Annotated in this window: 20 protein-coding genes, 1 tRNA gene and 1 other RNA gene; 10 read left to right on the top strand and 12 right to left on the bottom strand. The window is 51.2% G+C overall.

All coding sequences use genetic code 11. From position 1 onward, the window contains the following. Positions 1 to 81: 81 nt before the first annotated feature. The 4 genes from FJM74_RS15955 to FJM74_RS15940 all read right to left on the bottom strand — a co-directional run bounded on the left by FJM74_RS15955 (position 82) and on the right by FJM74_RS15940 (position 3,824). Positions 82 to 1,386: a NupC/NupG family nucleoside CNT transporter gene (locus tag FJM74_RS15955; RefSeq protein WP_187263639.1), complete on the bottom strand. Its 1,305-nt coding sequence runs from the start codon at positions 1,384 to 1,386 to the stop codon at positions 82 to 84. Positions 1,387 to 1,487: 101 nt separating this feature from the next. After that, on the bottom strand, positions 1,488 to 2,087 hold the full coding sequence (locus tag FJM74_RS15950) for a bifunctional nuclease family protein (RefSeq protein ID WP_187263638.1): 600 nt from the start codon (positions 2,085 to 2,087) through the stop codon (positions 1,488 to 1,490). 20 nt (positions 2,088 to 2,107) lie between these two features. Beyond that, entirely contained in the window at positions 2,108 to 3,082 is a 975-nt protein-coding gene (locus FJM74_RS15945) for an electron transfer flavoprotein subunit alpha/FixB family protein (protein ID WP_187263637.1), read from the bottom strand. 1 nt (position 3,083) lies between these two features. Next, positions 3,084 to 3,824: an electron transfer flavoprotein subunit beta/FixA family protein gene (locus tag FJM74_RS15940; protein ID WP_187263636.1), complete on the bottom strand. Its 741-nt coding sequence runs from the start codon at positions 3,822 to 3,824 to the stop codon at positions 3,084 to 3,086. A gap of 68 nt (positions 3,825 to 3,892) precedes the next feature. Between FJM74_RS15940 and FJM74_RS15935 the strand changes: the two genes are divergently transcribed. Further along, on the top strand, positions 3,893 to 4,225 hold the full coding sequence (locus FJM74_RS15935; RefSeq protein ID WP_187263635.1) for a tetratricopeptide repeat protein: 333 nt from the start codon (positions 3,893 to 3,895) through the stop codon (positions 4,223 to 4,225). A gap of 756 nt (positions 4,226 to 4,981) precedes the next feature. Then, complete coding sequence (locus tag FJM74_RS15930; RefSeq protein ID WP_187263634.1) at positions 4,982 to 6,772, top strand: AMP-dependent synthetase/ligase; 1,791 nt, start codon at positions 4,982 to 4,984, stop codon at positions 6,770 to 6,772. Positions 6,773 to 7,047: 275 nt separating this feature from the next. Here the strand turns inward: FJM74_RS15930 and FJM74_RS15925 are convergent, their stop codons facing one another. Next, positions 7,048 to 7,743 carry a DUF1003 domain-containing protein gene (locus tag FJM74_RS15925; protein ID WP_187263633.1) on the bottom strand — a complete coding sequence of 232 codons (696 nt, stop codon included), beginning with the start codon at positions 7,741 to 7,743 and terminating at the stop codon, positions 7,048 to 7,050. Between the two features lie 402 nt (positions 7,744 to 8,145). On the opposite strand from FJM74_RS15925, the gene FJM74_RS15920 reads away from it, so the two are divergent. After that, positions 8,146 to 9,207 carry a glycoside hydrolase family 43 protein gene (locus FJM74_RS15920; RefSeq protein ID WP_187263632.1) on the top strand — a complete coding sequence of 354 codons (1,062 nt, stop codon included), beginning with the start codon at positions 8,146 to 8,148 and terminating at the stop codon, positions 9,205 to 9,207. A gap of 165 nt (positions 9,208 to 9,372) precedes the next feature. Here the strand turns inward: FJM74_RS15920 and FJM74_RS15915 are convergent, their stop codons facing one another. After that, the gene (locus FJM74_RS15915; protein WP_187263631.1) at positions 9,373 to 9,672 is read right to left on the bottom strand and encodes an antibiotic biosynthesis monooxygenase family protein; all 300 of its coding nucleotides are present in this window, start codon (positions 9,670 to 9,672) and stop codon (positions 9,373 to 9,375) included. 677 nt (positions 9,673 to 10,349) lie between these two features. On the opposite strand from FJM74_RS15915, the gene FJM74_RS15910 reads away from it, so the two are divergent. The 4 genes from FJM74_RS15910 (at position 10,350) to FJM74_RS15895 (ending at position 14,538) form a co-directional block, all read left to right on the top strand. Then, the gene (locus FJM74_RS15910; RefSeq protein ID WP_187263630.1) at positions 10,350 to 11,255 is read left to right on the top strand and encodes a DUF2279 domain-containing protein; all 906 of its coding nucleotides are present in this window, start codon (positions 10,350 to 10,352) and stop codon (positions 11,253 to 11,255) included. A gap of 317 nt (positions 11,256 to 11,572) precedes the next feature. Then, positions 11,573 to 12,520 (top strand): Smr/MutS family protein, encoded by a 948-nt coding sequence (locus FJM74_RS15905; RefSeq protein WP_187263629.1) that lies wholly within the window; start codon positions 11,573 to 11,575, stop codon positions 12,518 to 12,520. A 251-nt stretch (positions 12,521 to 12,771) separates the two neighbouring features. Then, an RNA gene (rnpB, locus tag FJM74_RS15900) (RNase P RNA component class A) lies at positions 12,772 to 13,166 on the top strand. 358 nt (positions 13,167 to 13,524) lie between these two features. Further along, positions 13,525 to 14,538, top strand: coding sequence for a hypothetical protein (locus FJM74_RS15895; RefSeq protein ID WP_241739201.1), 1,014 nt, complete (start codon positions 13,525 to 13,527; stop codon positions 14,536 to 14,538). A gap of 54 nt (positions 14,539 to 14,592) precedes the next feature. On the opposite strand, the gene FJM74_RS15890 is transcribed toward FJM74_RS15895, so the two are convergent. From FJM74_RS15890 to FJM74_RS15880, 3 genes are all read right to left on the bottom strand, one after another. Continuing rightward, entirely contained in the window at positions 14,593 to 15,324 is a 732-nt protein-coding gene (locus FJM74_RS15890) for an SIMPL domain-containing protein (RefSeq protein WP_187263628.1), read from the bottom strand. A 177-nt stretch (positions 15,325 to 15,501) separates the two neighbouring features. Next, positions 15,502 to 15,813, bottom strand: a complete 312-nt coding sequence (locus FJM74_RS15885; RefSeq protein ID WP_187263627.1) for a hypothetical protein — start codon at positions 15,811 to 15,813, stop codon at positions 15,502 to 15,504. Between the two features lie 74 nt (positions 15,814 to 15,887). After that, the gene (locus FJM74_RS15880) at positions 15,888 to 16,163 is read right to left on the bottom strand and encodes a hypothetical protein (protein ID WP_187263626.1); all 276 of its coding nucleotides are present in this window, start codon (positions 16,161 to 16,163) and stop codon (positions 15,888 to 15,890) included. 170 nt (positions 16,164 to 16,333) lie between these two features. Between FJM74_RS15880 and FJM74_RS15875 the strand changes: the two genes are divergently transcribed. Beyond that, positions 16,334 to 16,405 (top strand) — tRNA-Glu (locus FJM74_RS15875). On the opposite strand, the gene FJM74_RS22755 is transcribed toward FJM74_RS15875, so the two are convergent. The 3 genes from FJM74_RS22755 to FJM74_RS15860 all read right to left on the bottom strand — a co-directional run bounded on the left by FJM74_RS22755 (position 16,368) and on the right by FJM74_RS15860 (position 19,435). Next, on the bottom strand, positions 16,368 to 18,050 hold the full coding sequence (locus FJM74_RS22755) for a recombinase family protein (RefSeq protein ID WP_394353899.1): 1,683 nt from the start codon (positions 18,048 to 18,050) through the stop codon (positions 16,368 to 16,370). The genes FJM74_RS15875 and FJM74_RS22755 overlap by 38 nt on opposite strands. Positions 18,051 to 18,054: 4 nt before the next feature. After that, complete coding sequence (locus FJM74_RS15865; RefSeq protein WP_187263625.1) at positions 18,055 to 18,396, bottom strand: hypothetical protein; 342 nt, start codon at positions 18,394 to 18,396, stop codon at positions 18,055 to 18,057. 130 nt (positions 18,397 to 18,526) lie between these two features. Next, positions 18,527 to 19,435, bottom strand: a complete 909-nt coding sequence (locus FJM74_RS15860; protein WP_187263624.1) for a hypothetical protein — start codon at positions 19,433 to 19,435, stop codon at positions 18,527 to 18,529. A 143-nt stretch (positions 19,436 to 19,578) separates the two neighbouring features. Between FJM74_RS15860 and FJM74_RS15855 the strand changes: the two genes are divergently transcribed. Together FJM74_RS15855 and FJM74_RS15850 are read left to right on the top strand one after the other, a co-directional pair. Then, on the top strand, positions 19,579 to 22,713 hold the full coding sequence (locus FJM74_RS15855; RefSeq protein WP_187263623.1) for a DUF6371 domain-containing protein: 3,135 nt from the start codon (positions 19,579 to 19,581) through the stop codon (positions 22,711 to 22,713). 44 nt (positions 22,714 to 22,757) lie between these two features. Next, positions 22,758 to 23,471: a hypothetical protein gene (locus FJM74_RS15850; RefSeq protein WP_187263622.1), complete on the top strand. Its 714-nt coding sequence runs from the start codon at positions 22,758 to 22,760 to the stop codon at positions 23,469 to 23,471. Positions 23,472 to 23,548: the final 77 nt, after the last annotated feature.

The raw sequence follows: 23,548 nt of genomic DNA, 5'->3' as shown, positions 1-23,548 counted from the left end.
GTATGTAGCGCTGGAGGGCCATTTTAATTAGAATAATCAAAAAAATCCGGTGCCTGATATCCTGCGTCTGGTGTCTTATTGCTACACTTCGTAAAGCATGCCCGCAATCGTAGCCGTCATCATGCAGGCGAGGGAGGCACCCAGCAAGGCGATAAATCCGAGCTTGGAGAGGTTTCCCTGTTGGTTTGGGGCCATGCTGCCAATACCCCCGATCTGGATCGCAATGGAGCTAAAGTTGGAGAAGCCGCACAAGGCATAAGTCGCCATTACAATGGATTTTGTGGAAAGTGAATTTTCACTCTTCATTTTGGCCAGGTCCAGGTAAGCCACAAATTCGTTGATGGCCGTTTTCTGGCCGAGCAAACTGCCAACCTGCAACGACTCTGACCAGGCCACTCCCATCAGAAAGGCGAAAACCCGGAAAATCTGTCCCAAGATATACTGCAGCGAGAAACCATGAAACTGCCCGTTGGTGCTGGCTACCACCAGCTCATTCAGGCCGGTCCAGGCACCGATCATGTCGGTGAGCAGGTAATTGACCATGGCGATCACGGCTATAAAAGCAAGCAGCATGCCCCCTACATTGGCTGCCAGGCGCAGGCCGTCGGCCGCCCCGCGTGAGAGGGCGTCCACCAGGTTCACCCCCAGTTGTTCCTCATTTACCTCCAGCTGCGTGTTTATTTTTTCGGGCTCCGTTTCCGGCACCAGGATCTTGGCAAGCACAATACCAGCCGGGGCGTTCATGACAGAGGCGGTAAGCAGGTGGGCAGCGAAAATGGCTTTCTCAGCCGGGTCCGTACCACCCAGAAAAGAGACATAGGCCGCCAGCACTCCACCGGCCAGGGTCGCCATGCCACCTGTCATCAGGCACATCAGCTCAGAGCGCGTCATGCGGCTAATGAACGGGCGCACCAGCAGCGGTGCCTCCGTTTGCCCCAGAAAGATGTTGCCGGCAGCAGAAAGGCTCTCAGCACCCGAAAGCCGCATGCCCTTCGACATAACCCAGGCAATGCCATACACGATCTTCTGCAGTACGCCCAGGTAATACAGACCAGCCGACACAGCAGAAAAAAAGATGATGGTAGGAAGCACCGAGAAGGCAAAGATAAAGCCCAGGCCTGCATTCTGATCCGGGTTGGCCAGGTTGCCGAACAGGAACTGCGCCCCGGCCTGCGAGAAATCGAGAAAGGTGACGAAGCGCCGGCTTACCCAGCCAAACACGCTGGCTATAAATGGCACTTTAGTAACAAGTATTCCGAAAAACAACTGGATAAAAAGCCCAAACCCTACCAGCCTCCAACTTATGATTTTTTTGTTCTTTGAGAAAAGGAAAGCTATGGCCAGAATAGCTGCTAAGCCAATAAGCCCTCTAAAAATATCATACATGCCGGAGAGAAATTTCTCAAAAGTAGTGCGGATAAATTTATAAAACAAAAACTCCTGCCCTTGGGAGAGCAGGAGTTTTCTAATAAATCGATGTCAGCACATTAGTTGCGTTTGTTCAGCTCATCCCGAATTTTTGCAGCGCGTTCGTAGTCTTCTTTTTCCAGCGCATCGTTCAGCATCTTGTTGAGTTCCTCTACCGAGGTCTGGCTCAGCGACTCTTTTGAGGTTGAGCCAGAAGTTGGAGAACTTTTCACGGCCATTTCTTCGGCTTCCTCCTCCTCATCCTCCAGGTCGCTCAGAATAATGCCGGCTTCGGAAAGCACGCTCTCTACCGTATAGATCGGAACACCAAACCGAAGTCCGATGGCGATGGCATCGGAGGGGCGGGCATCCAGTTCAAACTCCTTAATACCGTCTGAACACATAATCTTAGAATAGAACACCCCCTCTTTCAGGTCCGAGATCAGCACTTCTGTAATGCTTACGCTCAGATGCTCGGCAAAACTCTTGAACAGGTCGTGCGTGAGCGGGCGGTTTGGGTTGATCTTCTCTATCTGAATGGCGATGGATTGCGCCTCGAACATACCAATAATGATGGGCAGTCTTCTGTTGCCTTCTCGTTCGCCGAGCACTAATGCAAACGACCCTGTCTGTGACTGACTGGAAGAGAGACCGAGTATCTCTAGCTGAATTTTTTTCACAATAAGCTTTTTGTCTTTTCTTACAAGGCTCTAGCTGCCTCTATTAACTTTGGAACAATCTCAAAAGCATCGCCCACAATACCGTAATCGGCTGCTTTGAAGAACGGGGCTTCCGGATCCTTATTTATAACGACAATCACTTTAGAAGAGTTAACCCCCGCCAGGTGCTGAATGGCTCCGGAAATTCCGATGGCAATATACAAATTTGGGCTAATAGTAATACCAGTCTGCCCAACATGTTCGTGGTGCGGGCGCCAATCCTGGTCCGAAACCGGCTTGGAGCAGGCCGTAGCCGCGCCCAGCGCCTTTGCCAGGTCCTCCACCAGGTGCCAGTTCTCAGGCCCCTTCAGGCCACGCCCGCCAGACACCACGATTTCGGCCTCCGGCAGCAATACGCCGCCGTCTGTTTCCTGCATCACGGTTTCTTTTGGAGCAAAGGCAAAATCGGCATCTGATAAGCCAACCGAGAATTTCTCTACTGAAGCGGTGCCGCCGGCATCGCTGCTAATGTCGATGCTGTTCTTTTTTACAGCCACTATTTTAACGTCTCCGGTCAGGTTCACATCAGCAAAGGCTTTTCCGGAGAAAACGCCCCGCCTAACCGTAAAGCTATCGCCGGAAATAACAGGTAATGCTGTTACGTTGGTTGCCAGCGAACCGTTTAGCCTCACCGCCAGGCGCGAGCCCAGGGCTGCGCCAATATTGGTGTTGGAGAAAATAATCACTTTGGCGCTCTCCTGCGAGGCTGCCTGCGCGATCACCTTTAAATAGGCTTCGGCCACGAAGTTATGAAGACGAGCGTCATCATCAAATAAAACTTTAGTGATTCCTTGTGCACCCAGGGCGGCAAGGGCCGATTCCTGCACCTCTCCAATGGCTATGGCCGTGGCTTCTGTGCCAAGGGCATTGGCTACCTGGCTCCCGTAAGAAGCCGCCTCGAGCGAAGATTTCTTGATCTCGCCGTTAAATCCTTCTACTAAAACTAATACAGACATATTACAGTACTTTAGCTTCGTTTCTTAATAATGAGATTAATTCGCCGGCATTTTCAGCGTCGATCATGCGCACGCCACTTTTTTTCTCGGGCTTGCTGAAGCTGGCATATTCTGTTTGGGCCCCTTCGCCGGTTGGCTCCACCACTTTTAGAGGCTTGGTGCGGGCCGTCATGATGCCGCGCATGTTGGGTATGCGGGGCTCGCTCATGGGTTGCTGAGCGCTGGCCACAAAGGGCAACTTTACCTCCAGCACCTCTTTGCCGCCTTCTATCTCACGCTCCAGCCGGGCCGTGGTGTCATCGATCATGTCGAGCTTAAAGGCCGGGAAAATGACCGGAATGCCCAGTAACTCCCCTACCATGCCATGTACCTGCGAGCCGTTGAAGTCGATCGACTCCTTGCCCATCAGAATAAGGTCATAGCTGTTTTCTTTGGCTATGGCGGCTATCTGCTGGGCCACAAACATGGCATCTTTCGGGAAGGCGTTAACCCGGATGGCGTCGTCGGCCCCAATGGCCAGGGCTTTGCGTATATTGGCCTCTGTGTCGGCTTCGCCAACGTTTAATACGGTTACCGTGCCGCCTTTGGCTTCTTTCAGCTCAATGGCTCTTGTTAACGCATACTCATCCCAGGGGTTTATCACGAACTGCACGCCGTTCTTATCAAACGACTTGCCGTCGCCCGTGAAATTGATCTTAGAAGTAGTATCCGGCACGTTGCTTATGCAAACTAATATTTTCATGGTTAGAAATGTTAGCTTTATAAATTATAAATTTGTGTGAAGTTAACTAAATATAGCAAAAACGAACTATGTCTCCGTCCCGACTTGAACAACTCCTGGCCTTCCTGCAAGATGACCCGGACGATGCTTTTACGCTATACGCAATTGCCACCGAATATCGCAACATCGATAAGCAAAAGGCGATGGAATATTACGAAAAGCTTCTGGCCGAGCACCAAAACTACGTTGGCACCTACTACCATGCTGCCAAACTATACGAGGAGTTCGGCCAAAACGACGCAGCAGAGCGCATTTACAAGAAAGGAATGCAGATCAGCCGCCAGGAAGGCAATATGCACGCCTTCTCAGAGCTGCAGCAGGCCTACAACAAAATGATGGGCCTGGATTATGAGGACGATTGAGCTGCAATTTTGAATGAGGGAATAAGTGAATGTTTTTCTTGTCAAGCATCCGCTTATTCACTTATCCTTTATGTCAAACTTTTACATCTCCTCCATCCGTTCATATCAAATAGCATCCTTAGCTCCGGTTTGCATTAATTATTCTAATGAAAACAGCCCTTAGGAGGTCATTTCTGCAGCTGTGGTTGCTAATGCAGTAATTCAAAGCTCATCCGCTGTGGCTGCTGTTTCTTTTTGCCTGCAGCAGCCGGCACCTATCAGTCAAAAATAGTATGCATGCAGCATATTTCCCATTTATAAACTGGATTCTTACCGATAATGTTTTCTCTTTTTCAGAAAATTACTGTTTGTAAGTTTTCAGCAGGGGCAGGCAACGCCGGTCAGCACCACTTTGCTCCTTGCAGGCATATGGACTCTGCCTGCATCATATTTCAACCGGTTAAAATCAGGAGGTGCCATGCCAGGCAAAGCCCTGGCAAGAGCCGCACTCCCTGCTAAGTTTGTTCCAAACCAGATTTTTTAAATAAAAATGCCCCTCCCGAGGCTCTGCTGCTGCGCCATAGCAGTGGCTGGCGAGCCAAAGCCAACCGATAACTGCTCAAACCCCGCCATTTTTAGCACCGCACCTCATCTATGCTTCTCTAATGCAGGCAAAAGCAGTACATTTGGAGGCATTTTAACAGCCCCGATTGTCTAAGCTGTGTAACAACAGGCCTCCACTTAAGTAAAATAGCAGAAGCAGGGACCAAAAACAGGATGAAAAAGCCAACACGATTATTTGATTTTCTGACCTACCAGCTGGAGATCTCGCCGCTGGAGGATATGCTGTGTGCAAAAGAAAACGGACAATGGAAAAACTACAGCACCCGGCAGGTAAGCGACATCGTGGACCAGCTGAGTGCCGCTTTCCTGGACATGGGCCTGTCGGCCGGCGACGGCACAGCGGCGGGTAAAGACAAGGTGGCCATCATCAGCCAGAACTGCCCTGAATGGATGCTGGTAGACATGGCCCTGCTGCAAATCGGCGTAGTGCCGGTGCCTGTTTACCCCACCATACACGACAATGAGCTGCAGTTCGTACTGCACGATGCCTCTGTTAAAATGGCCTTTGCGGGAGATGAAAAACTGTATCATAAAGTAAGCGCCCTGCAGCCGGCTTTGCCGCTGCTGCGGCAGATTATTACGTTTAAGGAGGTGCCTGGCGCTGTGCACTGGCAGGAGCTGCTGCAGCCGGTATCGGCGGAGCAAGTGCAGCAGATACAAGCCTGCCGGCAGGCCGTGCAGGAGGCAGAGCTGGCCACGATCCTGTATACCTCCGGCACCACCGGCATTCCTAAGGGCGTCATGCTTTCGCACCGCAACATGGTGAGCAATGTGTACGGCAGCTCAGACATTATCCAGGAAATCGGCGTGCGGGGCAAGCGGACCATCAGCTTTTTGCCACTCAACCACGCTTTTGAACGCATGGCCACCTACTGCTTCTTTTACAGTGGCGTAGCTGTGTATTATGCCGAAAGCATGGATAAGATTGCCAGCAACCTGCAGGAAGTAAAGCCTACCCTTTTTACAACCGTTCCGCGCCTGCTCGAGAAGGTGTATGAGAGCATTATGGCGAAAGGCGCTCAACTAACCGGGGTAAAACGAAAACTCTTTTACTGGGCGCTGGGTCTGGCCGAGAAATTTGAACTGAACACCGACCAGGGCCTGAGCTACCGGCTACAACTGGCTTTGGCCAACAAGCTGGTCTTCAGCAAGTGGCGCGAAGCACTGGGTGGCGAAGTAAAAGCCATCATAACCGGGGCGGCCGCCTGCCAGGTGCGCCTGCTCCGCGTCTTCACCGCCGCCCAGATCGTGATCCAGGAAGGTTACGGCTTAACGGAGGCTTCTCCCATCATCAGCGGGAACCGCTATCCGGAACAAGACCGGATGTTCGGCACCGTGGGCCCCCTGCTAAAAGATGTGGAAGTCAGCATAGCCCCAGATGGCGAGATACTGTGCAAAGGCCCCAACGTGATGATGGGCTACTACAAGCGACCCGACCTGACGGCAGAGGTGATAAAAGAAGGCTGGTTGCACACCGGCGACATCGGCACACTGGTGCAGGGCAGGTTCCTGAAGATTACGGATCGCAAAAAAGAACTTATTAAGACAAGCGGCGGCAAGTACGTAGCCCCCCAACCCATCGAAAACCGTATGGTGGAAAGCCCCTGGATCGAACAGATCATGGTGGTGGGTGAGCTGCAGAAATTTGTAGGAGCGCTTATTGTGCCCGCCTTTCAGAAGCTGCAGGAATGGTACATCAAGCAAGGCGAAGTATACCCCGGCGACACCGAGGTGGTAAAAGACAAAAAAGCCCATGCGCTGATCGCCGAGACGGTGCAATGGCACAACCAGCACTTTAACCCGGTGGAGCAGGTAAAACGTTTCGAGCTGCTCCCGCTCCAGTGGACCATAGAAGGCGGCGAACTCACCCCTACCCTGAAGTTAAAGCGGAAGGTAATTCTGCAAAAGTATGAGACGGAGATCAATGTAATCTTCCTGAAATAGCAGCCCCTTGTGTTGCGGCCCGGCGGCTTTTTGATTTTTCAGATCAGGAAAGCCGGTCGCAAATTAATGCTGCGCCAGATTATAAATTAGAAATTCAAAATTAAAAAATTATGGCAGGCATGCCTTTTGGCAGCTTTACTTTCGTTAAACCTTTCTGAAAACCAATTTGGAGGAATACTGGCCCGTATTGTACTTCGACCTATTAAGACCTCAATTGCCAGATTTAAGGCCAGGAAAAAGGTGCGGCTGTAGGGTGAAGCGCTCTCCTGGACCTGCTACCTTCTTTTCTTTACCTCCTTCATCAGGTCTTCCAGGTAATCGGTTTGCAGTTCCTGAATCTCCAGCAGCTTCTTGTTATGATGCACCAGCAGGTGGTCTATCTTCTCGCTCAGCAGCTTAATCTCCAGCTCCGCTTTCAGGTTTATCTTGTAATCGTGCTCGCTCCGCTGCCTGTCCTTCTGCTCCTGCCGGTTCTGGCTCATCATAATAATAGGGGCCTGGATAGCTGCCAGGCACGAAAGAATCAGGTTTAATAAAATAAAAGGATAGGCATCGAAAGGCTCTCTTGCTAAAAACCAGACATTTATAAGCACCCAGACCAGAATAAAACTGAAGAAGGTGATGATAAAGGCCCAGCTTCCGCCAAACTCAGCTATTTTGTCGGCCATTTTCTGGCCAGTGGTCAACTGAGCCTCTATTTCATCCTGGATGTTCTCCGATAAAATAGAATTGTTCTTGATGGCATTCAGCACATCCCTGTCCAGTTCCTCCTGTTCTCCTTTTTCCTGCTCAATCAGCGAGGTTAAGTAAAGCCTGCGGTGCTGGTTTAGCTCATAAATTGAAACATAGCTTTCCTGGCCAAAGTCAGGGTACAGCGATTGGATGAGGTTGAATATTCCTGCTCTTATTTCCTGCCCTTGCACAGCTTCGCCCTGCTGGATTTCTTGCTTACTGATGTGACTTAGTATCATGGCGGATATCGCTTAAAAACCTGCTGTATATACTATTACCTGGTGGACCGGTTAAACGGTTTTGTGTCTGGCCCGGAGAGCAAAACTATTGATAGCTTGAAGGAGAGGACAAATGAATAGAAACACTCCACAACTCACGCTAAAAATCGCCTGTGCCTTTCGTCCTGTGCCCAGAAGCTAAAAAAAGCTATAGATAACTGCCCCCGCAACACCCTTCTTACGAGGAGCGCGGCCTGTGCGTACGCCGAAAGATGAATAGGCCCCTATCACCGCCCACATTTTCAGGCCACTTTGTTAACTTTAATACGTACAAGCGCAGAAAGTACGTTTACGCACAAGTGGCAAGATCATTGCAAGATCATTAATTCGATTCCATTTAAATTTTCAGCACAGACAAACCTCATGAACACCATCAAACTCCTACTACTAACATTAGTGGCTACACTCCTGGCGGGCGGGCTGACAGTTACGGCACAGTCGCTGAAGAAGAACCAGTTCAATAACCCGTTGGCGCTGCAAAGGGCCGATCCGTTTGTGACCAGGGCTCCCGATGGCACCTATTATTTTATCGCCACCGCACCTGAGTACGACCGCATCGAGATACGAAGTTCAAAAACAATTAATGGCATAAAAGAAGCAAAACCCGTGGTGGTTTGGCGCAAGCATGCCCAAGGCCCGATGGGCAACCACATCTGGGCCCCAGAACTGCACCGCATAGAGGGCAAATGGTATATCTATTTTGCGGCCGGCTCGGCTGAAGACAGATGGAAAATACGCATGTATGCCTTGTCTAATCCATCAGATGACCCTACCAAAGGCGAATGGAAAGAAGAAGGCCAGATTGTGAGCAATAGGGATGATTTTGCCCTCGATGCCACCACCTTTGAGCATAAGGGCCAGCGGTATCATATCTGGACCGACAGAGCTTCTGACACCATCACGAACACAGGCTTGTACATTGCCAAAATGACCAGCCCGACCACCCTCGACAAAAAACAAGTGGTTATCTCGCAGCCCACTTATGACTGGGAAATTCAGGGGCACCGCGTGAACGAGGGCCCCGCCGTACTGATCCGCAACGGGAAGATTTTCGTGTCCTTTTCGGCGAGTGCCACCGACGCCAACTACTGCATCGGTTTACTGTGGGCTGAGGAAGACGCAGACCTGCTCGACCCTGCCTCGTGGAACAAACTGCCCGAACCTGTCTTTTATACCAACGAAGCGCTGAAACGTTATGGTCCGGGGCACAACAGCTTTACAGTAGCCGAGGATGGCAAAACCGATGTAATGGTTTACCATGCCCGCGACTATAAAGAGATTAAAGGAGAACCCCTGTACGACCCTAACCGCCATACCCGCGCCAGGGTGTTGCGATGGACTGCCGATGGCATGCCGGATTTCGGGCAGGACCTGTCAGACAATGAAATGGCCGTAAAAAGCACTCAGAAGGCAAAGATAAAATAGGATTTTATAGTTGATCAGGAACAAGAGGCACCATCTATTGACCAAGTAAGGTCAAGAAACGGTGCCTCTTTGATTTACCAGAACCGGTCTTTCCATTGATAACACCGGAAGCAAAAAACAACCACGCCCAGAGAACCAGCGTTCGGAAAGCAGCAGGCAGCAAGGCTACTCCGCCACATGCTCAAAGCCGCGCATTTTTACGCTGCCGGGCACGAGTTTGAGTCCTTCTGGAATGCCTTTGTGCACATCGTGGAACATGTGGCTCTTGTACCACACTTTAAAACTCTCCTCATCGGTCCAGAAAGTCATCAGCCAGATTTCGTTGGGATTCTCGTGGGGGCTGAGCACCTGCAGCTTTATAAAACCGGGGGCGCTGTCGACCAGGTGGGGCCTGTTCCGGTAAGCTTCTTTTACTTCAAAAGCCATGTCGTTCGCAATTTCGAAGGAGCTGATGGAGATGTACATAAGGCTGGTGTGCGGGTTCAGAATGAAAAGCTGTCACAATGATTAAATGTAAATTCACCGGTTTCAGCCACCACAAAGAGACAAAATTCCGGGGCCAAATCAAAACTAAAATACCAAAGAAACCGGTCAAAGGCCTGCTGCCGACCTACGTGGTTTTAGCTGAAGCGGCAGCACAAAAGCTATGGGGAGGGGTATCTTCATTGACATAATTTCGCTTCAGAGTAAAAGCGCGGCTATACGCTTCAGCACTCGATGCGGATCAGGTCCGTGCAAAGAGGTTCTGCGTGTTACAGCTATTGCGGCTTGTTGGGGGCAGCGGTGCTGACGGCAGCCGAATGTTGTTGTGATTTTGCAATGAAGAAAGTTATAGACAGCGACACAACTTATCGGAATTTTTTTCACCTTTTATACAAAGAATAAAATGTCTTGATACGTGTGTCGTGATACGTGTGTCGCTTTTCTCAGGGTGATGCAATTTCTGATTCCGATAAGTTTAGACGCAGTCTATAGAGAGAACAGAATTACCGGTAAAAATCTCCTATAGTTTTGAAAAAGAATGGCCCGCAAGTAGCCGTTTTACATTATACATGATTAAAACCAAGTCCTGCCGAGGCATTTTAAAAGCCTTTGGCAGCCGGTATGCAGGGCAATTGCAGCAGGATGTTTACCTTTGAGGCATGGCTAAACACCTGCTCCTTTTTCTGCTGCTTGCCTTTTCGCTCCGGCCCCTTTCTGCGTCAGCTACCCTCCTGCCAGACTCAGCGGCCACAGCTGCTAACAAGAGTCGCTTACTAGCCCTAGGAGCTGGCTTTGGGGCTGGTTATGCCGGCATGCTCTACACACTGCACCACGCCTGGTACAAAGACCTGGAGCGCACAGGCTTCCATTTTTTTAACGACAACCACGAGTGGAAGCAGATGGACAAGGCCGGACATGCCTGGAGTGCCTTTCACCAGAGCCGGGTTGGCATAGACCTGCTACGCTGGGCCGGCCTGCCCGATAAAAAAGCCATTGTATACGGCGGGCTGCTGGGAGTCGTGCTGCAAACCCCAATCGAGGTTTTTGACGGTTACCAGGCTGGCTACGGGGCTTCGGTGGGAGATCTGGTGGCTAATTCGGTGGGCTCTGCGGCTGTTGTTGCCCAGGAGCTGGCCTGGCGCGAAATCAGGATCATGCCCAAATACTCCTTCCGCACCACCCCCTATGCCGCCATGCGCCCCCACGTGCTGGGCAGCAACCTGGCAGAGCAGGCCCTGAAAGACTACAATGGCCAGACTTACTGGCTCTCGGTAGATGTGGGCGCCTTTCTGGCTCCGGCACACAAATACCCGCGCTGGCTGAACCTGGCTGTAGGCTATGGCGCCGAAGAAATGGTGTATAACCACGGCCCTACCAACCGTTCCCTAGGCCTGCATGCCTACCGCCAGTTCTATCTCAGCCCCGACCTGAACCTGCTCCACTTTAAGGGCCGCAGCAAAGTGCTGAACACTGCCCTCTATGTGCTGAGCATCATCAAAATACCCGCTCCCACGCTGGAGTTTAACAGCCGCCAGGGCCTCAAATTCCACCCCGTTTATTTCTGAGATTTGGGGATGTGGAGATGGGGGAATCTGGAGATGGAGGTATAAGGAATTATTCTAATAGAATCAGGCCTCCAGAGGATTTTCTGCTGCTGCTGCTGCTTTCTTGTGTAAATTACCTTCTGCCTCCTTGTAAACCTGGAAATTGATCATCCCATAATCGCACACATCCCCATCTTCAAATTCCCCCATCTCCAAATCTCCAAATTATTCTAATGAAATCCGGCCTTCCGGACGCTCTGCCGCTGCTGCTGATCTGCTACCGCTGCCACTCTTTCCTGAAAACATCGTACCTTTGCGGCTACTAAAACTGAAAAATTATGAACGTAGGAGACCGTGTCCGGTTGATGTCTGGCCGGGAAGAAGGCATCATCACCCGAATCCTGGATAACAATATTGTAGAAGTGGCCATCGACAACGATTTTACCATACCCGTGGCCCGCCGCGAAATAGTGGTGATTGCAGCAGAAGAAAGCACCTTTCTACGAAACGATACTCCCAAACCGGTTCTTAAGAAAGAACCCACGGCCCCGGTGCTGGCAGCGCACGGCATTTACCTGGCCATGGTGCACCAGTCCGACGAGCTGCTGGCAGCCACCATCATCAACAACACCGATTACGATGTGCTCTTTACCAGCGGGGAGGAACGGAACGACAAATACCGTGGGCTGCACAACGACAAAATTGCGTCGAAAGGTACCCGGGTTATTGCCCATTATCACCTGAAGGATTTTGAGCAATGGCCCAGCCTGCTGATTCAGTTTCTGCAGCACCGGACCGGGGGGCATTCGCTGTTTGAGCCGGTAACAAAGCGGGTGCAGTTTAAGGCCGCTTCTTTTTACAAAAGCAAGAAAATGGCGCCTGTGCTCAAAAAGGAAGCCTATGTTTTTCAGCTCGACTCCAAGCCGGTACCCGTAGATGCCGCGCAGTTACAAAGCCAGCTGGCCGACAAACTCGCCCAAAACGAGAGCTTCAAACTGAAGGCCCCGGAGCACGAAGTAGACCTGCACATCGAAAAGCTGACCGACGACCACCGGAACATGAGCAACAGCGCCATGCTGAAACTGCAGCTGGAGCGCTTCCAGGATGCGCTGGACAGGGCCATGGCCGCCAATATGCACGAGATCATATTTATACACGGCACCGGAACAGGCGTACTGCGCAAGGAGATCCAGAAAATCCTGAGCCGGACCAGTGGCATAAAATACTTCGAAGACGCCCGCAAAGAAAAATTCGGCTACGGCGCCACCTTGGTAAGGCTTAGATAAATATTAGATGCTAGATATTAGATTATAGACAAAAAAAGGATATTTTAAAATCAGACCTTATAAAACTTCCTCAGGAGCAAGTATTGCGAGTTACACAAGGCGTAATTATTCCAATAAAAATAGCCTGTCTTCCTAATTTAAAGCTCCTGATGCTGCAGCTTTCCCAAGATCTTTTACCTTAGTCGAATCGTCTAAAATCTAATATCTAACATCTAGAATCTAATAGCTATCTTTGCATAAATTAAAAGATAACGGCAAGCCATCTTATCGCTGCTCCCTTGCAGGAGGAGAGGAAAGTCCGGGCAACGCAGAGCATCCTACTTCCTAACGGGAAGGGGCCTTTCCGGCAACGGAAAGGCTACAGCTAGTGCCACAGAAAATAACCGCCACTTGCAAAAGAGGTAAGGGTGAAAAGGTGCGGTAAGAGCGCACCAGTGGGCGGGCGACCGTTCCAGCTGGGTAAACCTTAGGAGTTGAAAGACCAAATAGGCTGGCAGCGCCTTGCTTCGGCAAGGCTAAGGGCTGCTCGTCCGATGTCAGTGGGTAGGTCGATGGAGCCTGTGCGCGAGTGCAGGCCTAGATAAATGATAAGACGCCGGGAGTAACCTCCAGGCGACAGAACCCGGCTTATCGGCTTGCCGTTTTTCTTTAATTTGGAATGAGTGAGTCTTGAATGAGTGAATGGATGCGTTTCAAATGAGTAGATGGTTTTGCGGGGCTGACCTTTAGATTCTGTCGCTCCTCCTTTTCTTTCGTGCGTTTATAGTGCCTTGTCTTTCTGCGCCTCCAGATCCTTCCATATCTTGTAACTTCTGAATCAGGCAGCAGCACCAACAGCAGCAGCTCCGGAGGGGCGTTTTCATTAGAATAATTGCTGGTTGTTGATTGCTTAATGACTCAAGGGTGGCTGACGCGCTCATGAACGCATAGTCATTCCCTGACTCATAGCTCCAAACTTTTAACTAACGAAGCTCCCTTCGTATCTTTGCCTTTTAACTTCTGAGATGAAAGATTTACGATTATACGACCCGTTCGATAAAATGCAATTCAGCGACGGGCATTGCTTTCTCTGTGGCACCACCATCACCTCGGGCCAGCGCACGCCTGTTTTTGCCAGCTGGCTGCAGCAGCAATATGGCCTGCAGGATAAAGAGCTGCTCCTGCTCGATAAAAGCGTAACCACCTTTGGCAACCTCACCATACCCTGCTGCGACAGCTGCCAGGTGAACCACATTATTCCGCTGGAGCAGGAAGTGGAAGCGGCGGCACAACAAGGCCTGGCTGGTCTGCAGGCACTGGACGAGCAAAAGCTTTTTCAGTGGATCGGTAAAATGTACTACGGCACGCTCGTAACAGAACTTATAAAAGAAGCCGACCCGCTGATTCGCCCGGAATACGCCGTAAGCGAAAACCCGAAGATGCTGGGCAAGTTCCGGTCTTTTTACCAGGTGCTGCAGTCGCTGCGGGTACCGATGGTTTTTTCGGGTTTCATCCCCTGCTCCCTGTTTCTGGTAGAAGTAAACCCGGCCGAAGATGAGTTGCCTTTTGAGTACCAGGATGAGCTCACCACCATGGCCTTCAGTATAAAACTGGGGTCCGTTGCCATCGTCTGCTCGCTGCTCGACAATGGCATTATCCGGAAAGCACTGGGCAGGTTTTACAAGCTCACGCAGGGCCAGCAGCTGCACCCGGTACAACTCGCCGAGTTTAAGGCGCGGGTGTTTTATGCTGCCTATATTTTTAACGTAGTGCCCGAATATTTTGAGCGACCGGTAAAGCCAGGAGACGAGCAGCTGGTGCTCGACACGCTGATTGACGATGTCACGAACGAGGTCTTCAACCCCTGGGAGATGCAGAGTTATGCCCATATGCTGGAGGAGATGCTAAAACCCTGGAGCATTCGCAAAGAACACCTGCTGCCAGCGCCAAACCAGGTTCTGAGCTTTATAGCCAACGAAAGCGGCCAGTTTAAGCCCATGGAGCACTTCCATAAAGAGGCGGTGCTCGGGAAGGCATAACAAAAGCTCCTGCCGCTGTGGCAGGAGCTTTTGTTTTTAGGGCAAGGTTTGTGTTTACTGCTCGATCACGAAACTCACGTTTACAGTTGAGGTAATCACTACTTCGCCACCGGCAATAGAAGGGCCGCCAGCCTCGCTCATGGCCGCATCGCGCATCATCATGTTCTGCTGCGCATATAAGGGCCTGGGGCCTCCCCCGTCGGTGTTTTCACTGATGGAGTACACTTTGCCTACTTTAGCGCCCAGTTCTGCGGTTAGGGCAGCTGCTTTGCTTTTGGCATCGCTCACCGCTTTTTTCCTGGCCGCCACCTTGTGCTTCTCCACATCCGACACCCGGAAAGAGATACCATCTACCCGGTTGATGCCAACTCCATAAAGCCCCGAGATCACTTCGTCGAACTTATCGAGTTTGGTCAGCACAAAGGTCATGGTCTTGTGTGCCATGTAAAAATCCGGAGTTGTTCTGCCATAGTCGGAGCTCGCGCTGCTGTGCACCGGCTGCACCTGCATGTAGGAGGTTTGTATGTGCTTCGATTCCACGCCCTGTTTTTTGAGGTAGGCAATTATGGCAGCGGCCCGCTTGTCGGTCTGCTGCCGCACCTGGTCCAGGTTTTTGTCGCGGAGTTCCACCCCCAGGGTCACCACTACCTCATCGGGCTGTACTTTAACTTCGCCAATACCGTTCACGCTGATCATTGGGGGCAGCACCTGCTGGGCCTGGGCCTTCAGAAAAAGAGGAAACAGGAGGGCCAGCGGCATCAGCAGCAATACATTTGATTTTTTCATAATCTTGTAATTTAGGGAAAAGGTTGATTTGAGAAGGCGGTATGCCCACTGCAGTTAATATAGCTTTTTGCTATACCAGGTTCTTCTTCAAAACACGTACCAGCTTTTTCAGAGGTGGCCGGCATAAAAAAAGCCCTTAGCTAATTAAAGCTAAGGGCCTCCTATTTTTAGCGCAGCCTATTCAGACTCGAAGTCGAATTCGTGATCGCCGGCATAGCGCGCCACCAGGATAGCACCGATCGTGACAGCACCAGCTGCCATGATCAGCTGCGTGGTGGTCAGTTTTTTGGCGGCTTTCAGGACCAGCGTGCCTACATCGTGCAGCAGTTCCGGCAGCTTTTCATGGCGACCCTGAAACACGTGCATCGCTGACTCTACTGTTTTAGACATATCGTGCGGCTGCAGCAACTGCAAAGTGCTTTCCGAAGACTTTTTCTGACTGCCTTTGTTGCTGCCTGCGTTTGAGCTCTGGTTTTGTTCGTTTTCCATAATTTTATCTTTCCTATTTTCTAATTTAGCGAATGCTACTTATACGGTAGTTATGATAGATTGGCTTTTAAAATTCAGGATTTTGGCTGCCCGCCGTATTGCACGATCATCTGGTTCATGCGTTCCATCAGACTGTCGGCGTTGAGCATCATGCTGGCCGGGAACCCCACCGACACATCCTCAATGTCCAGCGATTCGGCCTCCGGGTTATAGTTATACCTGGCCGATACGCCTTTCTCATTTATCCTGCCGTTGTTCCCTTCCAACCGCAGCCCCATGGTCTGCAGCTTCTCTCTCAGTTGGTTATACACCTCCGGCTTTACACCACTGTAGTGTGCACTTTTTGCCATATAAATTCTGGTTGTTTTTCTTTTTATTTCTATAACGGCATAAGGCTATATTGGTTTTCGCCTGCACGAAGGGTTCCGCCGCCTGTCAAAAAAAAGCAGTCTTAATTCTGATCTTTCGTTTGCATCATTAAAAAACAACTTCTATATTTGCACCCGCAATGCAGTCACAAGGTCCGTTCGTCTAGGGGTTAGGACTCCAGATTTTCATTCTGGCAACAGGGGTTCGATTCCCCTACGGACTACTAAGGGGGAAAAGTCAGTTTCACAGCTGCTTTTCCCCCTTTCTTTTTGCCCCATTTTCTGCGAAATCTCGCTGGCAAGGCTGAAAAAAGAATTTACCCTTATGGTTCGATACCCCTCATTTTCCCTGTCATACTGCACCCCTTCCGGGAACACCAACGCTTGCAGCCTCCTCCGCTTTGAAGCATCTGAGTTACGCCATGATAATGAAAGAGTTAGCATCATTTTCAGGCCTTTTCCAAGCAGTGTTTGATGGTTCGATAAAGGTCCCGATAATTTTTCGATACTTGCCTCTATTTCACGCTCCTCTGCCTTCAGCTCTCCGCCGAACTTCTGAAATATTTCCCGCTCTATTTCCCCATAGGCATAGCGACGCTCCAGTGTCTCATACCTCTTCTTCAGTTCTGCCAGCTGCAGCTTCAGCCTTTTCTCCTCCTGCTCATTCTCCTGGCTTAGCTTTTTGAATACCTGGCCCATCATCTCCTGTACCTGTGGCAGGAGTGCTGGGTCAATCTGATACTCCTTCAGCAAGTCCTGGTAGCGCTCATGCATCTTGGAGGCATTGCGGTTGAGGCAGCAGCCTTTGGTGTTGCACTTGTAGTAGTGGATGCCTTTCTTCTTCATCTCATAGCCGGTGAGCGGCTTTTGGCAGGACCCGCACTTGATGTGGTGGCGCAGCGGAAGCTGCTCATCTTCCTTTACCTGGGTATAGCCTTGCGGGTTCTGAGCCTGCAGCCCGTTCACCCGAAGGAACACGTCACGCGACACCAGTGGCTCGTGCCTTCCCTCTATCACCTCATCCTCCTCCAGCAGTCCATGGGTGATAAGGCCGCAGTAAAAAGGGTTTCGGAATATCTTGCTCAAGGTCTGGTCATAGAGCGTGAGTCCCTGCTCCTTGAGCCGCTTGATGATCGCCGTGTTACTCAATCCCTGCTCAGCCTTCAGCTGGAAGGCCAGCCGAATAAGCTTGCCCGTCTTGTTTGGCTTTATCACCTGCTCTCCGTTCACCTTGTACTGGTCGTAGCCCATGGGAGCCTTTCCGCCTACCCAGTAGCCTTTCCTGGCCTTGGCTACCATGCCTGCCGTACAGCGCTCCCGCCGCTGGTGGTTCTCCATGTGTCCCATGGAGAAGTAAAGCTGCTGCATGAGCATACCCATCGGCGTGGTCGTATCCACCGGCTGCGTCACTGCCAGCAGCGAGATGCCCGACTGCCGCAATCCGTCAGCGATAAAGGCGGCACTTGTTCCGGAGCGGGAGAAACGGTCATGGCTATAGACGATGATATAGCCAATCTTATGGCTGCTCTTCTTAACAAAGTCGAGCATCTTCTTAAACTCTTTCCGCTCGTCTGACTTGGCGCTCTCATAGGTGCCGCCGAAGTAGCCGACTACCTCATACCCATTGCGCTCTGCATATTCCTGGCAAGTGGAAAGCTGCGTCTCCAGGCTCTGGTTTGTGTCAGCCTGCTCTTTGGTGGAGACACGGGTATAGATGACGGCAACTTTACCTCTTGCATCAGCTTTTCGCTTTTTGCCTGGCTGCTGCGCGCGGGCAAAAATGCCGAGTCCCTGTGAGGGCTTTGCTGCAGCAGCGCTCTTGCTGCTTTTGTTCTCTTTCTTGGTTGTTGCTTTTGCTTTGTTTTTCATCGTCCTACTCATTTTTGCCGCCAGTTATGCTGTGAACTGGGGAAAGGTCCTGATTTTGGCTGTTTGACTCATCCTGTAGCATCTCATACAGGAGCGTGGAGAGCCGGAGCATTTGTTCTACCATATCACTGGCCTCCTGCTGGGTAAGATGGGTATAGCCGGGCGTGTCCAGTAGCTTTGCCACATGGTACAGCCGCAGCTGCTCATCCTGTATTACTTGCTGGTAGAGCCCCTCTTCCTGCACTGGCGTTTGGGAGTTCTCTGCCGGTACTAACTGTATTTGTAATGCTTGTTGCTTTAGATTCTGCTTTACATTTTGTTTTTGGGTTCTGTGATTTACATTCACGGAGATTATAAAATATCCGCACTTGTCTGAGTTCTTCAGTTAGAATGCTTATTGAATGAGTGTCCTGAGTTCTTCAGTGACTTTTAACTTACCACCAATGCAGAAGAGTGGGAATACAGCGTAGGGAGGATTAGAGCCTTGTTCGTTGGGCTTCCTCAAAGGTGAGCTGTGTTCCGTTCTGCGTTTTCATGGTGATGGTACTGTAATCGCGGGTGCCTAATATCTGGGCGATTTCTTTCTTCTGCCGGTCCGAGAGCTGCTTGTCTACTTTCGTGATCAAGTCAGCCCTGCGCTTGTTTCCCTTTTTAGAGAACTTTATGGTCAGCTCCTTTACATCGTCATTGCGCATGGCCCTTAGCACCTCATGCTCTTCCCTTGTCAGGATAGGAATCTTTGCTACAAACTGCGCTTTTGTCTCGTCGTTGAGGAACTGGAAGAAATAATGGCTAAGCGGGAGGGTGATGTGAGGCTCGCCCAGGTCAGGTTTGCCCTGGGTCTCATACTCACTCCAGACAACGACCCTGCTATCGGTAAAGATGTAGATGTACGTATTGGAGCGGTAAAGAAAATGCGCCAGCACGATCAGGGAGAAGCGATAGGGCATGAAAGTGTTTCTTCGCCTCATGTTCTCCACGACTTTTGCAAACTCCCCATCCGTCAGGGGCCGTTGAACTTCCTTTTCTATGTTTCTTCTCAGCTCCGCCATATCACGCTCGCTGTATTCCACACCCGCCATGAAGTCCTCCTCAAAAAGATAATCTTTCACGGCGGCAATGGTCTCTAAGGGAAGGCCAAAGACCCGAAGGTCTTTTACCAGCTGCAGCCAGAGGTACTGGATAAAATCAAAATACAGCTTCTTGCCATCCTCTTCTGAAGCAGGGACAATGCCCAGGCTTCGCCAGTTGTTGTGCACACGTGAAGTAACGCCTGCATCTTTGAGTGTGAACTGCCTGTGGCGCAGGTTCTCCAGTATCTCATCGGCATAATCCGAGGTGCTTTCATAAACCGGAATGTCTAAGGCGAGGTATCTTTCCTTCATGTTAAATTTTGTTTACCCAAATGTAAAGGAATTAAATTTATTCTGTATACTTGCACCGTAATTAATTTTAACCTAACGTCAAATATGAACCCGGCAACCCTATGAAGAATGTAGGCCCGAGGTTCCCCCTTCAAAATGTATAAGTGACCATCCACAAAGATGCACAGGCCATGGGAATGGCCTTGCATGAGACCCGCTCCACCTCCAGGGGCGGAGGCAGCAAGACGAAAGGCTGCCCTAAATCTATTTTTCACCCTCAACCAGAGCTGCCAGGCGCAGACGATTTAGTAGCCGATTCTAGCACCCTACAGGTGTTGCAGGAGTACTTCCCTCATTTCAGGAAGCTCCGCGCGGTTTTCCAGACCCAGCACTCCAAGCGGGTCAACATCTACCAGTATAAAGGAGTTTACCTGGTCAAGGACTTCACCGGAAAGGAATTCGGTGATGACGCTGCGCGCAATGTGCTCCAGGTGATCCAGTTCTACCACAACTGCGAATTCAAGGAGGCGCTTGCTCTTTTAGCCGCCAAGCTTGGCTATACCTCCACCGGGGCACCGGCACCACAACGAAGCCCTGTCCCGCGTCCACCTGTCCCAGTTGGGACAGAGAAAGGGACAGAGGCGGCGCAAGTAAGCGCTGCGCTTTGGGACAGGGTAACACAGGATTTCAGGTCAAATTTTCACCGCCACGCCCTGTCCCTGGGTGTGCCCGAGGCGCACCTGAAGAAATGGCACGTTGGCTCCTCCTCCTCCGGAGGCAGTACCCTGCTTACTGTCTTTGGCCACCGGGATACGAGCGGCGCCTATGTCAACCTGAAGCACTTTGCCTACACGCCCAGCGGCGGCAGAGACAAGGAAAGGAAGCCTTTCTACCTCAAGAACCCAGCCGGTAAGAAGTACGGGCAGTGCCTCTACGGCATACACCTCCTGCGGGAAGGCGTGCCGGTTGTCATCGTGGAGTCTGAAAAGACGGCTGTGCTGGCCAGCTTCTTTTACCCCCAGTTCGACTTTGTCCCTACTGGCGGAGCTTCTTCCTTAAGCAAGGAGAAAGTAAAGGCGCTGAAAGGCAAATCCGGCTACGTGCTGATGGATGCTGACAGCACCGGCCGCTCGCTGAGCACCTATCGGATGCTGAAGAACCACCAGCTTGCCTTTACCCCGGTGGATCTGTTCCCTTTTCGCACAGACGGCTACGACCTGGCAGATGCGCTGCGGGACGGGCTGCGACCTGACATCACAGATTGGCGCTTCCAACTGAGGCCAGAAGCCAAAGGGCCCCACTACACGCTGTATGTGCATCGCTACATCGGGGAGCAGGATGCCCCGCTGGCGGACTACATCCAGCAGCACGGCAAGGTCTTGCTCAAGGCCAGAACGGGAACAGGCAAGACTACTTTCGCCCTGGAAGCCCTTGCCCGCCGCGTTCGTGGCCGCATCATCATCCTGGAGCCGCTGACTGTCATCGTGGATGCCATTGCCAGGAGCCGGTATGGGGAGATTGCCATCATCAAGCAGGGAGCCACTTACGAGGATGTGCAAACGGCCTTGCACAGCAAGATAACCGTCTGCACCTATGACAGCTTTGCCAAGCTGCCTCCTGTTACGGATGATGATCTGATTATCTGTGATGAGGTGCATGAGCTGCTCTCCGGGTATGGCATGCCTGACAAACGCTCCAAGTACGAGTACCTCTTCAAGCAGCTGTTAGCGGCCAGGAACGTGCTTTGCATCTCGGCTACGCCTCCGGACTTTTTGCAGGAGTACGGCTTCAAATACGTGGAGGTAAAGGCCGGGCTGTCAAACAAGCTGCTGCTCAGCCCCATCACCTACAAAGGCAAGGTTCAGCACGAGCTTGCCAGGCTGCTTCCCACGCTGGACTTTGCCAACTACCAGTACCTTATCCGGCTTAACAACCTAAAGCACATCGACCAGGTTGCAGACAGCTTCAAAGGACTGGCAGCTGAGCAGGTGGCGGTGCTGAGTTCGGGTTCGAAGGGTGTAGCCGGGAGCGTGTACCAGGCTATCACTGAAACGAAGCATATGCCGGAAAACGTCCGCCTCATCTTCACCACATCCCTTATCGACTGTGGCGTGGACATCTATAACCAGCACCTGCGGGTGATCGTGGCCGAGCATGAGAACGAGCATCTAAGCCTTTCAAACACCCTGCAGTTCATGGCCCGTGCCCGCAAGATCCCCTTGCTGCCGGTGACGGTGTACAAGCAGGAGCGAAAGGGAAGAGAATTTGACCGTGAAGCCGCTTATCAGGCCTATTTGGAGTTTGCGCAACAGGAATGCCTTTTCCTGAACACGCTCAACGACCGGTACCAGAAGCTGACCCCCTACCTTCCCACCGGCTCCTACGCTTACAGGGAGACGGCCAAGTACTGCAGATACGAGGAGGCAACGCAGCGCTATGAGGTAAACAGACTGCTCATTCACTATGAAGTGGAGCAGGCAGCCATCCGGAGCACGGCAACAGCCGATTTCTTCAGCCAACTGGCAGCAGAAGGGCATGTTGCGATGCAGGATGCAAGGCAGGTGAAGGTGGAAAAGACACCGGAGTCAGAGGAGCTTGACAGGGCAGCGAAAGCCGCCCGGCAACTTGTAGAGGAAGAGGCCCTGACGCTCCTGGAAAAAGGCTGCGCCACCACCACCTACACCGCGCTGCACCGTGCCACCAGAGACCTGGAGCTTCGCAAGCAGATTGTGCGGCTAGGGTACGATGTGCGGGTAAATGAGGAGGCAAGTCAGCTGCAGGAAGCTCACCAGCACCTGCTTGCTAGCAAACCAGCTCTGGTTGTCTTTAAGAACTACCTCAAGCTGCAGGAAAGGGACACTGTCCCAGAAGAGACAGTGTCCCTGATGCGCGAGCACAAGGGAGCCCGCAAGTTCGGGGACCTGCTCAACAAGATGGATACCTATGACAGGATAAAGCACTACGAGAGACTTTCTCCTGCCGACAAAAGGGACGTGGAGCGGATAATGCGACACAAGCAGGCAATAGCGGAAAAGGTTACCGAATCGACTTCTATTAATAATAAAATAGGTAATCGGGTAACCGCTGACACCATTACCGCTGTGATGAACAGCGACCGCGACCTTGCCATAAAGCTCACCAAGGACAAGGCCATGCAGCTCTTCCACATTCTCTTTGAAGCTGACACGGTGGTCGTCAAGGAAAAGGGCAGGACAGTGAAGTATTTCGGTATTGTGGCCGATAAAACCAAGGCCATACTGGCTGGTAGCATTGCTGCTGGGATAGTTGGGTCCGCATGAATTCAAAACCAATTTTTTAACCAACAATTAATTTTTTAACACCCATGAAACAACAAAATTTATTTGCTCAAGTGCAGCAGCTGCACGAAAGAGGGTATTCCATCAGGAGTATTGCCGAGTTAACAGGTATCAGCAAGTCCAGCGTAGGCAGAATGGTAAAGGAAATACAGGATTTAGGTCCTGGGACAGCACCTGGGACGCGTCCCGCGACAGTTCTGGGAAGCCATGGGACACCGGCTGGGACAGCTTCAGCAGCTGTCCCAGCGGCAGGCCGGGACGCACTTGGGACAGGGAAAGAGAGTGAAAACGGAGCTGCTGCACTGGCAATGCAGCTAAGGGAGCAGGAAAACCATGCTTTAAACGCGTTTTTTAGGGGGCAATACAAATTCAATTTCAATTTTAGTTACCAGGATTTCCTCTACAGTACACGCTCGTTTCTAACAGATAACTTAGTTAACGAAGAATTGGCGCGGTCACTAATCAAAAGCAGGCATCAGCGGGTAGGCGATTTTATCCTACGCGCCAGAAACGTCTGCTCAAATTGCCATGTTCGGTATGGAGAACTTGTCATGGCTTACGTTTTAGGGGAGCTTCATAATTTTCTGGGACAGCAGCCGGAGTTAGTTAAAACGGAATATGGGCTAAAGGTAAAGGCGGGTATCGCTCTGGAGCAGTACATAAAGCAGGTAGAACGGCTGGATGTCTTTACTCCTATGGAGGATGATATGCATTGCTTTCCCAATGTGGGCAAACTGTAGTATTTTAGCGTTGTCTAGTTAAAATGAGGTAATAGCAGGGCCTACATATGTAGGCCCTGCTATTACCTCATGTAGGT

Origin of the sequence: Pontibacter beigongshangensis, from assembly GCF_014332515.1 — a bacterium.
GTDB classification, from domain to species: Bacteria; Bacteroidota; Bacteroidia; order Cytophagales; family Hymenobacteraceae; genus Pontibacter; species Pontibacter beigongshangensis.
The sequence above is the reverse complement of the archived record's forward strand: the minus strand, read 5'-3'. Positions and strand labels throughout refer to the sequence as shown.

What these genes read in the sequence shown, in the direction of transcription:
- FJM74_RS15925 (WP_187263633.1), bottom strand. Translation starts at nt 7,743, where the DNA reads ATGATACTAAGTCACATCAGTAAGCAAGAAATCCAGCAGGGCGAAGCT.
- FJM74_RS15945 (WP_187263637.1), bottom strand. Translation starts at nt 3,082, where the DNA reads ATGTCTGTATTAGTTTTAGTAGAAGGATTTAACGGCGAGATCAAGAAA.
- FJM74_RS15885 (WP_187263627.1), bottom strand. Translation starts at nt 15,813, where the DNA reads ATGGAAAACGAACAAAACCAGAGCTCAAACGCAGGCAGCAACAAAGGC.
- FJM74_RS15955 (WP_187263639.1), bottom strand. Translation starts at nt 1,386, where the DNA reads ATGTATGATATTTTTAGAGGGCTTATTGGCTTAGCAGCTATTCTGGCC.
- FJM74_RS15930 (WP_187263634.1), top strand. Translation starts at nt 4,982, where the DNA reads ATGAAAAAGCCAACACGATTATTTGATTTTCTGACCTACCAGCTGGAG.
- FJM74_RS15920 (WP_187263632.1), top strand. Translation starts at nt 8,146, where the DNA reads ATGAACACCATCAAACTCCTACTACTAACATTAGTGGCTACACTCCTG.
- FJM74_RS22755 (WP_394353899.1), bottom strand. Translation starts at nt 18,050, where the DNA reads ATGAAAAACAAAGCAAAAGCAACAACCAAGAAAGAGAACAAAAGCAGC.
- FJM74_RS15890 (WP_187263628.1), bottom strand. Translation starts at nt 15,324, where the DNA reads ATGAAAAAATCAAATGTATTGCTGCTGATGCCGCTGGCCCTCCTGTTT.
- FJM74_RS15880 (WP_187263626.1), bottom strand. Translation starts at nt 16,163, where the DNA reads ATGGCAAAAAGTGCACACTACAGTGGTGTAAAGCCGGAGGTGTATAAC.
- FJM74_RS15935 (WP_187263635.1), top strand. Translation starts at nt 3,893, where the DNA reads ATGTCTCCGTCCCGACTTGAACAACTCCTGGCCTTCCTGCAAGATGAC.
- FJM74_RS15905 (WP_187263629.1), top strand. Translation starts at nt 11,573, where the DNA reads ATGAACGTAGGAGACCGTGTCCGGTTGATGTCTGGCCGGGAAGAAGGC.
- FJM74_RS15860 (WP_187263624.1), bottom strand. Translation starts at nt 19,435, where the DNA reads ATGAAGGAAAGATACCTCGCCTTAGACATTCCGGTTTATGAAAGCACC.
- FJM74_RS15895 (WP_241739201.1), top strand. Translation starts at nt 13,525, where the DNA reads ATGAAAGATTTACGATTATACGACCCGTTCGATAAAATGCAATTCAGC.
- FJM74_RS15910 (WP_187263630.1), top strand. Translation starts at nt 10,350, where the DNA reads ATGGCTAAACACCTGCTCCTTTTTCTGCTGCTTGCCTTTTCGCTCCGG.
- FJM74_RS15915 (WP_187263631.1), bottom strand. Translation starts at nt 9,672, where the DNA reads ATGTACATCTCCATCAGCTCCTTCGAAATTGCGAACGACATGGCTTTT.
- FJM74_RS15850 (WP_187263622.1), top strand. Translation starts at nt 22,758, where the DNA reads ATGAAACAACAAAATTTATTTGCTCAAGTGCAGCAGCTGCACGAAAGA.
- FJM74_RS15940 (WP_187263636.1), bottom strand. Translation starts at nt 3,824, where the DNA reads ATGAAAATATTAGTTTGCATAAGCAACGTGCCGGATACTACTTCTAAG.